Source organism: Aeromonas simiae, from assembly GCF_000820125.1.
GTDB classification, from domain to species: domain Bacteria; phylum Pseudomonadota; class Gammaproteobacteria; order Enterobacterales; family Aeromonadaceae; genus Aeromonas; species Aeromonas simiae.
The window spans coordinates 21,896-35,433 of record NZ_CDBY01000027.1 but is presented as its reverse complement, the minus strand read 5'-3'; the positions used below and the strand labels follow the sequence as shown (position 1 = coordinate 35,433).

The following is a 13,538-nucleotide window of genomic DNA, read 5'->3' as shown; positions in this document are numbered from 1 at the left end:
ACGCCCCGCACATATCAATAGAGGGAGTCAGGCAGACGGAACTGGCTGAACAGGCCGCCAGCGAACGGGTTATTGCTCGCGTCGGTATGCACGCGATAGGTCATGGCCCCTTGGTCCACCGGGAAGCGCACATCGAACGTGGCCTCATTGACCTGGGTCAGTACCCCCTTGTGCATCAGGCGGAACATGGCCCAGGGGCCGACAAACCCTTCACTGCGCGGTGAGTGCTCACGGTTGGCGGGCACCAGGGTGACCTTGCTCTCCGCCCCTTCCCGCATGGTGTTGGGCCATACCAGCGGGATCTTGTTGCGCCGCCCATGGGCGTACTCGAGCAACTGACCGTCGAGGTTGAGCACGCTGCGCCGCTTGTTGGCGGTCAGCTCTACCGGCTCGATGGTAAATTGCACCTCCAGATTGCCTTGCGGGTTGAAGAAGGTCTGACGAATGCGCGCCGCCCGATCCAGCTGCTTCACCAGCTCGGTCTGCACGGGTGAGCGGCCACCCCCTTCCAGCATGCCCCCTTCCACCATGGGCTTGAGGTTGCTCTGATAGAAGCTGTCGAGGATGCCGCCAGGGGCGAAGAAGCGCTCCATGTCAGAGAGCGGGGCATCCTTGCGGGCCCCCGGCTCAAACGGATAGCGCCCCGCCAACTGGGCATTGAAAGGCGCAACCACCTTCTCCTGCCACTCCTGGTTGAGTGACGACATGGCCAAGTCCACCACCAGCTGAGCACTCTGCTCGGCGATCTGCCCGACCCAGCGATCGAGCGGGGCCGGCAGGCTGCGCGCGTATTGCTGCAAGGCAAACACCGGATCGGCGTACTTATTGCCAAGGCGCAGCTGCACCGCCTTGAGGGCCGACAACCCCGGATCGGTGGCGTTCACGATGAGCTCGACGTAGTGATACAAATCGGTGAGCTTCTGGTTCACCTCCTGAATGAGCGGCGCCTGCTCCCCCTGACCTTGCAGCGCGTTATTGACCGCCATGAAGGGGCGGCCAATCCGGGCCGACAGCCCCTGAATCGCATCCCCTTCGGCATCGGAGATCTTGCGGATCCGGGTGTTGTCATCGAGGGTGGCGAGCACCCGCTGGAACGGCTGATCGTTGCCGATGATGGCCGCCAGCACATCGAGTGCCTGCTCGGGGGTGGTGAGTGGCTGCACATCCAGGTTGGACATCACCTTCTGCCACTGATTCACATAGTCGGTAACGTAGCGATCATTGACCTGACGGGTGATCTCCTTGCGATCCGCATCGCTCAGCTGGCTCAGCTTGCGCTGGCCAAGCACCCAGGAGTCCATGGCGGTGAGATCGACCAGCGCCTTATCCTGTTTAACAAAAAAGTCATTAAACCCGGCCCAGGTGAGCAGTCGCGGCACACTTCCTGCCGTCTCGCTGCGCAGGGTAAACACGGTTCCAAAGGTGGGGCCGACCTCATCGCGGATCGCCAGATCCGGCGGCAGGGTTTCACCGGCCTTGACCACCAGGCTCTGATAGACGCGCTGGAACATGGGCAGCTTGCCGAGCTCACGCTGCGCCCCATAAATGGGCTCGCGGAACGGGGCAAACGCCTGAATGGCATCCTGATCACGCAAGTTGCGGCTGGCGTTCCAGTCGGTGTGCTCCAGGGCATAGCTCAGGTGCTCCATCAGCTGCTCCTGCACCGCCCCCTGGCCGGGGAACGCCTGCTGCCAGCGGGTGGCCATGAACTGCTCCACCAGCTCTTTGTTGCGGCCCGACGTATCGTCGAGCATGCGCATGATGCGCAGGATGGCCAGCTTCTGCTCACTGCCGGCCGGTGCCGAGTTGAGATCATCGAGCAGCCCCTGCATCACGGCGGGCAAGAAGCGCAAGCGCAGCAGTTGCAGATAAGAGCCCTCCACGTAGGGGCCAATCTCGCGCCCCTGGTACAGACCGAGATCGGCCAGCAGGGGCGCCCGCTCACGGTAGTTACCAAACGAAAGCGTGGCTTCGCGGATAAGGTTCAGGCGCGGCAGCTGGCTATAACCAAACCCCTGCTCACCGACCAGCTCATTGGTACCGGTGAAAGCCTGCGCCTTGGTCAGCACGTTGTGCCCCGCCACCTCGTTGACCCGATAGAAGTAATGCCATCCCGCCACCAGCAGTGCCGAACACAGACTCAGCGCCCCAACGCCAAGCGCCATGCGGCGGCGGCGATAAAGGGTGTGCAGCCGGTTTTCGCCGGCCAAGTGGGCCTCGGGGAAGATGACATCGGCAAACAGGCGGCGCACGAAGAAGGTGGTCGACTCACCGCGCAGCGCCGAGTGGATCGGCTCAGGCAGCTGATAGCGCTGGGCCGCCGCCTGGGTGAAGGCATCGAAAGGCACCCCCTGCTGGTAGACAGAGCCGACATAGAGACCGCGCATCAGCAACGGCTTGCCCTCGCCGGCGTCGAGCACCTCGCTCAGCAGCTCGGCCACATGCTCACGCAGACCCGCCAACTGCCGTACAAAGGTAAACAGGGCGCTACGCTGGGTGGCATCGAGACGCTCGAGCATCATCTGGGGCAAATTGCCATTGAAATGGGCCAGCCATTGATCCCAGAAGGCATCCAGCTCCCCTTGCCAACCACGCCCTTCACTCCCCTCCTGGCTGAAGGTCACCCCCAGCACCGCTTCGCGGGTCTCCTTGTCGAGCTGTTGGTAGGCCACGTCAAAACCGCGCAGCATGTCGAGCTTGGTCAGGGTCACATAGACCGGCAGCCGGGTGTTCATGGTCAGGCTGACATCCTGCAAGCGGGCGCGCATCAACTGGGCATAGGCCTTGCGTTCGGCCACGCCGGCCTGGGCCAGCCAGGCGAGATCGACGGTCAATACCAGACCGTTGAGGGGCTGACGGCGGCGATGCTCGCTGAGCCAGCGCAGCAGATGCAGCCACAGCCGCTCATGGCTGCGTTCATGGGCCTCGCGATCCAGCTCGGGTTCGAGCAGGGCACCACGCGGATCGATCACCACCGCCTGCTCACCCACCCAGCAGTCCACCCAGCGCGGATCGGTGTGATCGCGCAGCGCGGCATCGAGGCGCGGGTTGATCTTGTTGGCCGGGTTAGCGCGATGGATAAGGCTGCTCTTACCGCTGCCCCCAAGGCCGAGAACCAGATACCAGGGCATGGCATAGAGCGCATTCTTGCCGAGCTGATCGCGCAGGGCCTGCAACCAGCTGTCCAGGAAATGCTGCTGACCATCGACCAGCGGCTTGACCGGATCGGCCTCGTTTTGTTCCAGTTCGCTGCGCTCCGCCTTGAGCTGCTGCATCTTCTTCCACATCCGCCATGACAAGATGCCGAGGATCAACCACAGCCACAGCAGGGTGAACACCACTCGGGTCCACAAGGGCTTGAGCGGCATGCTCTCGCCCACTTGCAAGACAGGGCCGAGCCACAAGACCAGAAACAGGATCAGCACCCACAGCACGATGCCCAGCATGGCCCACGAGGGCTTGAGCTTGGCCAGGTTTTGCCTGATGAAGGTAAAAATGGTTTTAAACATAAGTGTCGCTTTAACTCCGACGTTCTCAGTTAGACCAGGAGGTCGCGTGACGCTCCAGGCGGCTGACCAGCCCGGGCTCCCATTGGGCAAGGGCCAGACGTTGGGCCTCCTGCCACAGGTGTTGGTAATGCTGGGCGGCGAGGCTCTTCATCCCCTCCTCCGCCAGCAGATCGGCGCCCGCCAACTGGGCATAGAAACGGGCCCGCGGCTCCTTGAGCCGCTGCAATTGCGTATCGAGCAGGCCCAGCGCCGCCGCCACGCCCTGCTCACGGCACAGCAAGACGAGCTGGGTGGCCAGCGAATCCCCCCCTTCCTCACTGCGCGCCGGCTGCAACCAGCTGGCGCTCTCGGTGGGAAGAAAGGGGGTGCCGTCGCTGAAGGTCAGCTCGCGCAGTGCCGGCAACCGGGCCAGAAAAGCGCCGAGCTCCTCCTTGATGGCATCGGCCACCGCCCCGTGCCCGAGCCGCCCCGCCGCCATGGCCGAGAACATGTGCCCCTCGAACCAGTAAGGCGCCAGGGTCAGGCTCTGCTCGATGCGCCCCCACAGGGCGGCATCGGGCTGAGCCAGACCGGCGCGGTACTCATCCACCATGTCCGGTGACATGGGGGCAAGCTGGGTGCGCTGCGCTTTGTGGGCCAGCGGCGCAGCCGTGATGCTGCTCCAGATGGCGTTACGGCGCAGGCGATAGCCCACAGGGGATTCAGGCTGCTTCTCGATCAGCAGATCCGCCATCTTGAGCTGGGTCTGACGCCAGCCCCGCTCGCTCGAGGTATCGAGGGCCACACCGCCATCGCTGGCGGCCGCCTGGGTCACACTGCTCACCGGCGGGGCGCTGGTGGGCGCCGCATCGGCCTTGGCCTGCTCCTCCTGGCGACGCTGGGCACGGCGCAAACCGCTCAGCAGATCCCCAAGCACCGCCTCCTTGTCCGGGGCAATGGCCAGCCAGCGCTGTTCAACGGCCTCGGCCAGCACGAGCAGTTGAGCCAGCTCGCCTGCCGAGCTTCCTTCGCTGACCCGCTCCATCACCCCTTCGAAGCGTTTGATGATCTGTGCCATCACCCGCTGCTTTTGCAGTGCGCTGGCGGGGAAGGCCTGCTCCCAGTAAGCGCCGAGCCAGCAATCCAGCAACATCAGAGCGGTGGCAAACGGGGTGGCCTTGGCCGGGTGTTGCAAGCAGCGCAGCAGTTGGGCCAGCACCCGCATGTCTTTGGTGCGGGTCTCAAGCAGCGTCAGGCAATCGCCCGCCACCTTGCCCAGATCCACCTGGCTGTGGGCCAGTGAGCCGAGCTTGACCAGCTCGGTCTCGACCCCCTCCCACAGGGGATCGTCGGCAGGAACAGGGGCTCGAATCTGCGCCTCTGCAAGCGGGGTGAGCAGTCGCTGACACCAGGGGTGGGAATGAGTCATCTCGCCCCCTACCAACGACACTGCTGACGCAGTGGCTTCAGCGCCGCAGAGAGACCAAAGAGATCGAAGCGCAATAACGGCCCCCCCTCCCCTTGCAAGGTGAGCTCACGCCCCGCACGCCAGCGCTTGAGTTCATCGATCGCCGGCAGGCCGCGGCCAAACTCGAGCAGCATGCCGCTATCGCGCACAAACCAGTTGCCCGATACCGGGGCGCCGTCGAGCTCGGCCACCACCCCCTCGCCGATCCAGCTGGCATCGAGACGCACCCGTAACTGGGTGATGTCGTTGATGCAACCGATGGCCAGGGTGGCTCCCCGCTGCGCCGGTCGCGTCAGCAACAAGTCGCCCGACTCGCGCTGCTCGAGCAAAAACGCCGGGGCCCCTTCGACGCGCCCCTCCTCCTGCGCGGCGATCTCCAACCAGGCGGGAGAGCGGAGCGCCGCCTCGGGGGCCGGAGGAACGGCCCCGATGGCGTCATAGCAGGACAGCCGCACCAGCGGCGCGGCCTCGGTGCGACACTGTTGCCAGCGCGCCGGCCAGTCAGGCTCTGCGCTGGCGGCCCCTGCCAGCAGCAGGGGAATCATAGTGAGCAGGCTCATCAGTTCACCTCCAGCTTCTGGCACTTGTGATCGAGGGTGCGCTTAGGGATGTTGAGGCTCTGCGCCACCAGCATGCGGTTGCCCCGAAAGTGGCGCAGCCGCGCCTCAATGACCGAGGCCTCGTACTGCTGCATCGCCTGGCGCAGATCGCGGATATGGTAGAAATCATCGTGTTGCCTCCCCGGCTCGCTGCACACCCGCGCCTTGAGTTCGGCAGGCAGTGCCTCGAGTCGGATCTCCTGCCCGCTCTGGGTATGAACGCAAGCCACCTCGAGCAGGTTCTTGAGCTCGCGTACGTTGCCCGGAAAGTCATAGCCCACCAGCTGCTTGAGAAAACTGCGCTGCAGCGGCCCAACGGGCTTGCCCTCCTGGGCGGCAAACTGGGCGATGAAGTGCTCGCACAAGAGGTGCACATCATCGGGCCGCTCGCGCAGCGGAGTGACCATCAACAGGCACTGGCACAGGCGGTGGTAGAGGTCCTGACGAAAACGTCCCTCCTCCACGTGCTGCTCCAGCGGCTGATGCGTGGCTGCCACCAGGCGAAAATCGGAGTGGAGCTCTTTTTCTCCACCGAGCGGGCGAAAACTGCGGGTCTCCAGCACCCGCAGCAGCTTGGCTTGCATCGTCTGGGGCATGTCGCCCACCTCATCGAGGAACAGGGTGCCGCCGTTGGCCTGCGCCACCAGCCCGAGCTTGTTGCTCTGGGCTCCGGAGAAGGCCCCCTTCTGGTAGCCAAACAGCTCGCTCTCGATCAGATTCTCCGGGATGGCGGCGCAGTTGATGGCGATAAACGGCTGGTCGGCCCGATCCGAGCACTGATGGATGAGACGGGCCACCACCTCCTTGCCCGACCCGGTCTCCCCTTGCACCAACACACTCAGGCGGTGACCGGCGGCCTGACCAATCTGCTCACGCAAGCGGCGCACGGCGCCCGACTGGCCGATGAACTGGCTGGCCAGCAGGGCATCCTGCTGGCGCCGTAGCTCACCCTCCCCCTTGATCTGACGCAGTGAGTCGCGCAGCGCGCTCTCACCTCGGCGCGAACGCCCCAGATCACGGATAAGGTCGAGCTGGCCGGCAAACACCCTGGTCAGCAGCCCCAGCTCATCGCCCTCGCTCCAGCGCTGCAACTGAGGGGCGATATCAAACAGGGCCAGCACGGCCACCGTTTTGCCATCCTGCCCCTGCAGCGGCACGGCATGCAGGCCACAGTGCTGGCAGAAGTTAGCCAGCATGGTGCGAAAATGCGGGTGCTCGATGCGGGCGCCACCGTAGAGTGAATCCCAACTGCGGGCCTGCCCCTTGTGCAGCACGAAGGCGAGCGGGTGGCTAAAATCATCCACCCCCAGCGTCAGCTCCACCTGTTGCTCCCTCATCCAGCCACGGCACGCCAGCTCCCGTCCGCTCACATCGACCATGGCCAGCAGCGCCCCCTGCGGTTGCCACCCCTTCTTGAGGGTGGCAAGCAGCCAATCACCCAACGCCTGCTCATCGCGGGCCCGGGTCAAAGAGAGGGCAAATTCGAGGGCCTGCTCCATGCTCAGCCCTCCACCTCGGCCACAAACTCGCCCTCTTCCACCCTAAAGCTCACCCGGCTGATGGTCTGCCCAGCGGAGAGGCGTTGCAGCAACTGCAAAGAGACCGGTGGCAGCAAGGCGCCATCGATGACCGACTCCAGCATCCGGGCCCCGTTCTCGCTGCGGTTGGCGCGGCGCAGGATCTCCTCGCTCACCTCATCGCCCAGCACCACCTCGGCGCCGAAGCGGCTCTCAAGCAAAGAGACCAGGCGCTCAAGCTTGCCGCGGACGATGGCCACCATGGTGTCGTGGCCCAGCGGCAGGTAGGGGATCACCTCCATGCGCGCCAGCAGTGCCGGCTTGAAGAAGGCCGCCAGCTCCGGATAGAGCGCATCGAGCAGCTCGTCACGACGCTCGGCGTAGTCGACGATGGTCTGGTAACCGAGGTTGGAGGTGAGGAAGAACACCACGTTCTTGCAGTCGATGATGCGCCCCTCGCCATCGGCCAGTTCGCCCTTATCAAAGGCCTGGTAGAAGAGGTTGAGCACATCCGGGTGGGCTTTTTCCACCTCGTCGAGCAGCACCACAGAGTAGGGTTTCTGACGGATGGCCTCGGTCAGCACCCCACCCTCGCCAAAGCCGACATAGCCGGGGGGCGAGCCGATGAGGCGCGAGACGGTGTGCTTTTCCTGGTATTCGGACATGTTGATGGTGGTCAGGTACTGGCGGCCACCGAACATCAGATCGGCGATCTGCAACACGGTCTCGGTCTTGCCGACCCCGCTCGGCCCCACCAGCAGGAAGGCCCCCAGCGGACGGCCGGGACGGCGCAGATCGGCGCGGGCGGTCAGCAGATGGCGGTGCAGATGCTCCACGGCCAGCTCCTGCCCCTTGATGGAGGCGCCGAGGTACTCGGGCAAGCGGGTCACGACATCCAGCTCCCCCTGGGAGATGCGATTGAGCGGCACCCCGGTCCACTCGGCGATGACGGCGGCAATCTGCCCCTTGTCCACGTGGGGGGAGACCAGGATGGAGTCCTGCTGCAAGGCAGACAGCTCGGCTTCAAGCACTGCCAGCTCCTCGGTGGTGGCGGCGGCATCGAACTCCGGCTGGGTCTCTTCGGCCAGCAGGGCGGCGCGCAGGGCGATGATGCGCTGCACCAGCTCCTGTTGCTGTTGCCAGGCGGCCTCCAGCTCTCCCAGCGTGGCGCGGTCGCCCTCTTGGGCCCCATTGAGTTCGGCCAGCCGCTCGTCGTTTTCACCCAGACCAATCAGGCTCTGGCGCGTCAACTGGCGGATCTCCAGCTCACGCTGGCGCAGGGTGTTGTGCAGGCGGCTCACGGCGCGCGGCGGCGTGGTGAGGTTGATGGCCACCCGGGCACAGGCGGTATCGAGCACGTCGATCGCCTTGTCCGGCAACTGACGGCCGGAGATATAGCGGGCCGAGAGGTGGGCCGCCGATTGCAAAGCCTCCTCGTCGATGAGCACCCCGTGGGCCTGCTCGTAGATGCCGCGCAGACCGCGCAGGATCACGGTGGCCTCGTCGGCATCGGGCTCCCCTACCTTGACCAGCTGGAAGCGGCGGGAAAGGGCCGCGTCCTTCTCGACGTATTTCTTGTACTCACTCCAGGTGGTGGCGGCGATGGTGCGCAGCTCGCCACGCGCCAGCGCCGGCTTGATGAGGTTGGAGACATCCAGACCACCGGCCTGATTGCCGGCCCCGATCAGGGTGTGGGCTTCGTCGATGAACAGGATGATGGGACGGCTCGACTCCTTGACCTCCTGCATCACCCCCTTGAAGCGCTTCTCGAACTCCCCCTTGACCGAAGCGCCGGCCTGCATGGCACCGAGATCGAGTGAAAGCAGCTCCACCTCGCGCAGCTTCTCGGGCACCTGGCCCGCCACGATACGCAGCGCCAGCCCCTCGATGAGGGCGCTCTTGCCCACCCCGGCCTCACCCACGACGATGGGGTTGTTCTTGCGATGGCGGGAGAGGATGTCGATCATTAGGTCGATCTCGTGATCCCGGCACAATACCGGATCGAGCTGCTCCTGGCGGGCCTGTTCGGTGACGTTCTGGGTGAAACGGCCGAGCAGGGTGGCGTCCGTGGCCAGCGCCCCCGCCCCTTGACCACCGGCCTGGGGGCTCACCTCAGTCTCTGCCGACTCCTTGACCCACTCATCAAACTGCTGGCGCACCAGTTCACGATTGACCTTGGCCAGCCGATTCACCACGACGCCCGGCAGATAGCGGGTCGGGGTCATCAACAACACCAGCAGCATGACGCCACTGCGCAACTGGCCGTGGCGCAGCTCGGCGGAGGCGAGCAGCCAGCTGTCTTGCAGCCATTCGACCAGCAGCGGTGAGAAGGAGGGATAGCCTTGATCGAAGCCACGCTCGGCTTCGCTCGGTTGCAGCAGGGTACGCAGTTCATCGACATCAAGCTCGGCACGCTTGAAGATCTGGCGCACGTCGCACAGGGGGGTATCGAGCATCTTGAGCAGCAGGTGCTCAATGCGGATCTCGGCGCCCTGATGGTTGACACACAAGGCAGCAGCCTCTTCCAGCATGTGGCGGCAGATGGGGTTGAGCCGCTCAACCAGTACCGGCAGTTCAATTCGAATCAAGGGTGCTCTCCTCTTATTTTAATAATTCGCCCAGTTGACGCAGTACGTCCTGGGTCTGGTTATCAAGCTGGTGGTGATAAAGGCCAAAGATGACGGCCAGCGTCACACCGGCCAGCAGGCACAGGGTGCGCAGTGAAATCTGCTTGCTCAATCGGTAGCGGGCGGCCTGGCGACCTAGATCGAGGTGGAAGGCCAGCGGCGCGCGCTCGGCCTGCGGGTAGAGGGTGCGATGCAGTTGATGCACCAGCCGCTCGAACTCCTCGCGCCCGTTGCTCATCACCCGGTAGCGCCCCTCGAAGCCGAGGCACAGGCACAGATAGATGAACTCCAGAATGTCGCGGTAGCGCTGCGGCTCCTCCTGCAGACGCGAGAGCAGCACAAACACCTTCTCGCCGCCCCAGGTCTCATTGTGAAAACGCGCCAGCAGGGAGTGCTCCGACCATTCGCTCTGGCTGCCCCACTCACGCCCCATCACGGCTTCGTCGATGAAGGTGCACAGGATGTAGCGAAACGAGAGCAGCACGCCGTTCTCATAGCCATGGGCGGCCAGCTCCTGCTCGATCGCCTGGATCTCGGTCACCACCCGCTGGTAGAGATCGCTCACCTGCTCGTGGCTCGAGAGCTGGCGCACCCGCAGCACCATGCCAAGCAGCGGAGTGACGGCGTCAATCATGGGATTGATGCTGTGGCCGCGCAGCCGGAACCAGTAATCGGAATCCAAATCGAGTTGAGCGGCATGGTCATAGAGCAGATCGCTCAGGGGCTCGTGTCTCGCGATGTCAGTCATCATCGGTTACCTCTTCTCACTGGCTGCGGATGGCCCAGAGCTGCATGTCGAGCTCGGGGAAGTCGCCGGCGATGTGGAACGCCAGGGTGTTGCTTTGGGCCAGCATCTGCCAGGCCGGGCTCTGCCTGTCGAGCTGGAAGTAGCTGTACCCGGCGTGATAGGGCAGTTGGCGCGGAGCCACCGGCAGCGGCAACAGCGGAATACCCGGCAGTTGCAGGCTGATCAGCTCGCGGATCTTGTCGCTTGAGGCGATCTTGGTCTGCTGCAACAGCTGCTTGCGCAGCTGCTCCTGCGGCATGCGGGCACGCACCGCCAGCACGAAGTCGGCGCTGTGCATCAGCTCGCTGTCCCCCACCACGGCCACCATGACGCCGAATTGGTGCTTGCGCAGTTGCAGCGACACGGCTCGTGGCGACAGCACAGTGCTGAGCGCCTGGCGCAGGGCCAGCATCACCGGCTCGAAACTCACCTGCTGATCGTCATGGCGATAGGCCGGGAACGCCGGAGGCAGACGCGACTCGTCGGTGAAGGTCATCAGCTCACCACACAGCTGCACCAGCGCCTCATGCAGCCGCTCGGGATGCAGGGTGCCGAGGCGGGCCAGGTGTGAGAGCTGGGGCTGGGCGCGGTTGAGCAGTTGCAGCATCATGAACTCGGCCACGTCGGCCACCCCCTGCTGCCCCGGTGCGGCGATGCGCTGGGAGAGGCTGCGCGCACGCTCCCCCACCAGACCGGCGGTCTCTTCGAGAAAGCGCTTGAGGGTCGCAATGGCGGAGACGTTGATGCTGCACGTCATGAAGTTAGGGTCGAGCAGCAGCCCGCCATCCGGACGCTTGTCCTGAATACGGGCGATGGCGATAGAGGCGTAGGCACTGCGATCGTCGCGCTCAAGCATGAGGCGCAGGCTCACCCGGCCCAGCTCCAGCGCCGAGACATCGCCCCCCTCGGAGTGCAGATCGCGGATATCGTGGCGGTGGCTCTGCAAGCGGGTCGCCACCTGCTGCCCAGCCTCCCCGACCTCATGCACCCCGCTCACCGCAAGCGGCAGCGCCAGATAGACCTTCTGGTTGGCCAGGGCGGCGTCGGTGATCTCAAGCGGCGGCGGCAGCAGATCATCGGTCGGCAGATTGAAGACGGTACCATCGGGCATCACGCCGCTGGCCGAGACCAGCGCGATGCGGCCAAAGCCCAGATAGTCCTCGTTGATGGTGAGCGACTGCAACCCATAGAGGTAGTCGCCGAGCGCGCTCAAGCGCGCGTGCAGCATGTAGTCCGTGTGTCTTTGTTGTTGCTGGAAGTGCTGGGGCTTGATAAACAGCCCCTCACGCCAGATAACCCGATTTCGGCTCGACATAGTTATTCTTCTTCTTTTTGCAGTTCGACTTCATCCAGGCGCAGGTGCACCAGAATGTGATACGCCCTTCCCGTGCTTCTGACTTTGATCACCTTGCGCCACTCGGCGCTGTTGGGATCGGCATAGCGGGCAATCACGGCGATATAGCGGGTCTTCTCGTCCAGTTTGACCGGCGGCAAATACTTGAACTGGCCCGGCAGCAGGGTGTAATCCTGATGATCGAGGTAGTTCTTGCCGAGGCTCTTCTCCACATCGGCCGTCACCTGGTCGTAGTCGGTGGCGAGCAGCTTGGAGTCCTCCGCCAACACCACCACCTGGAACTCGATGGGGGCCGCCTCTCCGCTCTCATTGGGATTCACGTCCGGCTCGGCCAGCAGACTCAACCCCAGGGTGGAGGGCTGGCTGTCATTGCTGCCGACCTGGATATCCGGATTCATGGCCACATCGGCCATCTTGCCGAGCGTGGTGCAACCGGTCAGCGCCAGCAGCAACACACCGGGCAGCAGGATGCGTATCATCCGTTTTGCCCCTGCTCTGCACGCACCGCCCGGTCATAGGCCTGGGCGTAGACCTGATGGAACAGCTTCTCGAAGCCCTGCTGGCGGGTCGAGGTGAGCTCGCGGTAGTAGTGCTGGTACATGTTCCAGGCCCACCCCTCATCCATCGCCTCTTGGGTGCCACTGCGGCGATAGTGTTCGAAACGGCCAAGCAGCGCCTCGGGCGAGAAGGCCTCGAGGATGCTGCCGAGGGCCGCGGCGATCGCCTGCTGGTTGGCGCTGTGGTGAACCCGCACGTTGCGCAGTACCTCCGCCACGGCGGACGGCGCCGAGAGGTGCACCGGGCTCTTACCGTCGGCAAACAGCAGCGGCAAGGTATCGGCGTAATCCAGGCCCAGACGCAGCGGGTTGTCCTCGATGGGACGCAGGTGCTTGTCGGCCAGCGCCGCCTGCTCGCTTTGCAGGGTCAACAGCCCCTCCACCATGGCCCGCAGGGTTTTGCCCATCTCTTCGAGCATGGCGTGCGCCTGCAAGGTGTCGCGTGAGTGCAGATTCTGGCCAAGGCCGCGCATCAGCGGGGTCAGTGCCACATGATCCATCTCCTCCTGTCCAGGCAGGGGGGCGTAACGATGGTCGACGGTCGGCATGTCGATAAATTCCTGATCCATGGTGTCCTCAAGGGCAGAGAAAGGGGAAAGGGGGGGCAAGGTGGCGGGCTCCGCCACGTCATCCGGTTGCAGCAGCGCGTTGTCGCGGCGCTCCTGTTGCAAGGCACGGAGGGGGTCAGCCGGCTCAAGCTCGGACAGGTGGCTCTCGGGGGGACGAGCCTCACCATCGAGCCAGTCATTGAGCTCGTCACCCGGCTGGGTGCCGAGCACCTGAGTGACGCTCGGCTCCGCCTGTACCCGCCCCAGATAGACCCGCAGCCGGAACGGCCCGACCACCAGCTCATCGCCTTGCTCCAAATGAACCTTGCGAGCGCGCCCTATCGGGGAGGTCGCGCCGTTGATGAAGGTCTGGCCACTCAGATCGCACAGGCAAAAATGGCCATCTTGCAGCTCGATGCGGGCATGGGCGGGTAACACGGCGCCAAGGCGATCCTTAAGCTGCCAGTCATCCTGCGCGGAGGCACCCAACGTGCCGCCCTGTTCGTCGAACTGATATTGCACCTGGATGCCCCCCTCCAGTTGTTCGCTGTTGAGGACTACCAGAGAGAGTTGTTGGTTAACCGCGTTCACGC

The 13,538-nt window shown here is 64.3% G+C and carries 9 protein-coding genes; all 9 read right to left on the bottom strand.

The features are described from left to right. Positions 1-14 precede the first annotated feature (14 nt). The 9 genes from tssM to tagH are packed head-to-tail and all read right to left on the bottom strand — an operon-like array spanning position 15 to position 13,536. Positions 15-3,509 carry a type VI secretion system membrane subunit TssM gene (gene tssM / locus BN1134_RS03835; protein ID WP_042045344.1) on the bottom strand — a complete coding sequence of 1,165 codons (3,495 nt, stop codon included), beginning with the start codon at positions 3,507-3,509 and terminating at the stop codon, positions 15-17. Between the two features lie 25 nt (positions 3,510-3,534). Then, positions 3,535-4,917 carry a type VI secretion system protein TssA gene (gene tssA / locus BN1134_RS03830; protein ID WP_042045343.1) on the bottom strand — a complete coding sequence of 461 codons (1,383 nt, stop codon included), beginning with the start codon at positions 4,915-4,917 and terminating at the stop codon, positions 3,535-3,537. A gap of 8 nt (positions 4,918-4,925) precedes the next feature. Next, positions 4,926-5,516 (bottom strand): type VI secretion system-associated protein VasI, encoded by a 591-nt coding sequence (gene vasI, locus BN1134_RS03825; protein ID WP_042045342.1) that lies wholly within the window; start codon positions 5,514-5,516, stop codon positions 4,926-4,928. After that, a complete protein-coding gene (locus BN1134_RS03820; RefSeq protein ID WP_042045341.1) occupies positions 5,516-7,054 on the bottom strand; it encodes a sigma-54 interaction domain-containing protein in 1,539 nt (512 codons plus the stop codon). The genes vasI and BN1134_RS03820 overlap by 1 nt, the downstream gene beginning before the upstream one ends. Positions 7,055-7,056: 2 nt before the next feature. After that, a complete protein-coding gene (gene tssH / locus BN1134_RS03815; protein ID WP_042045340.1) occupies positions 7,057-9,660 on the bottom strand; it encodes a type VI secretion system ATPase TssH in 2,604 nt (867 codons plus the stop codon). A gap of 13 nt (positions 9,661-9,673) precedes the next feature. Continuing rightward, positions 9,674-10,450 carry a type IVB secretion system protein IcmH/DotU gene (icmH, locus tag BN1134_RS03810; RefSeq protein WP_042045339.1) on the bottom strand — a complete coding sequence of 259 codons (777 nt, stop codon included), beginning with the start codon at positions 10,448-10,450 and terminating at the stop codon, positions 9,674-9,676. A 13-nt stretch (positions 10,451-10,463) separates the two neighbouring features. After that, the gene (tssK, locus tag BN1134_RS03805) at positions 10,464-11,801 is read right to left on the bottom strand and encodes a type VI secretion system baseplate subunit TssK (protein WP_042045337.1); all 1,338 of its coding nucleotides are present in this window, start codon (positions 11,799-11,801) and stop codon (positions 10,464-10,466) included. Between the two features lie 2 nt (positions 11,802-11,803). Continuing rightward, the gene (tssJ, locus tag BN1134_RS03800; RefSeq protein ID WP_042045336.1) at positions 11,804-12,319 is read right to left on the bottom strand and encodes a type VI secretion system lipoprotein TssJ; all 516 of its coding nucleotides are present in this window, start codon (positions 12,317-12,319) and stop codon (positions 11,804-11,806) included. Next, positions 12,316-13,536 carry a type VI secretion system-associated FHA domain protein TagH gene (tagH, locus tag BN1134_RS03795; protein WP_042045335.1) on the bottom strand — a complete coding sequence of 407 codons (1,221 nt, stop codon included), beginning with the start codon at positions 13,534-13,536 and terminating at the stop codon, positions 12,316-12,318. The genes tssJ and tagH overlap by 4 nt, the downstream gene beginning before the upstream one ends. Between the last annotated feature and the right edge of the window lie 2 nt (positions 13,537-13,538).

Excerpts from the sequence above, each read along its gene's own strand:
- tssM (WP_042045344.1), bottom strand. The coding sequence starts at position 3,509 with ATGTTTAAAACCATTTTTACCTTCATCAGGCAAAACCTGGCCAAGCTC.
- tssA (WP_042045343.1), bottom strand. The coding sequence starts at position 4,917 with ATGACTCATTCCCACCCCTGGTGTCAGCGACTGCTCACCCCGCTTGCA.
- vasI (WP_042045342.1), bottom strand. The coding sequence starts at position 5,516 with ATGAGCCTGCTCACTATGATTCCCCTGCTGCTGGCAGGGGCCGCCAGC.
- BN1134_RS03820 (WP_042045341.1), bottom strand. The coding sequence starts at position 7,054 with ATGGAGCAGGCCCTCGAATTTGCCCTCTCTTTGACCCGGGCCCGCGAT.
- icmH (WP_042045339.1), bottom strand. The coding sequence starts at position 10,450 with ATGATGACTGACATCGCGAGACACGAGCCCCTGAGCGATCTGCTCTAT.
- tssK (WP_042045337.1), bottom strand. The coding sequence starts at position 11,801 with ATGTCGAGCCGAAATCGGGTTATCTGGCGTGAGGGGCTGTTTATCAAG.
- tssJ (WP_042045336.1), bottom strand. The coding sequence starts at position 12,319 with ATGATACGCATCCTGCTGCCCGGTGTGTTGCTGCTGGCGCTGACCGGT.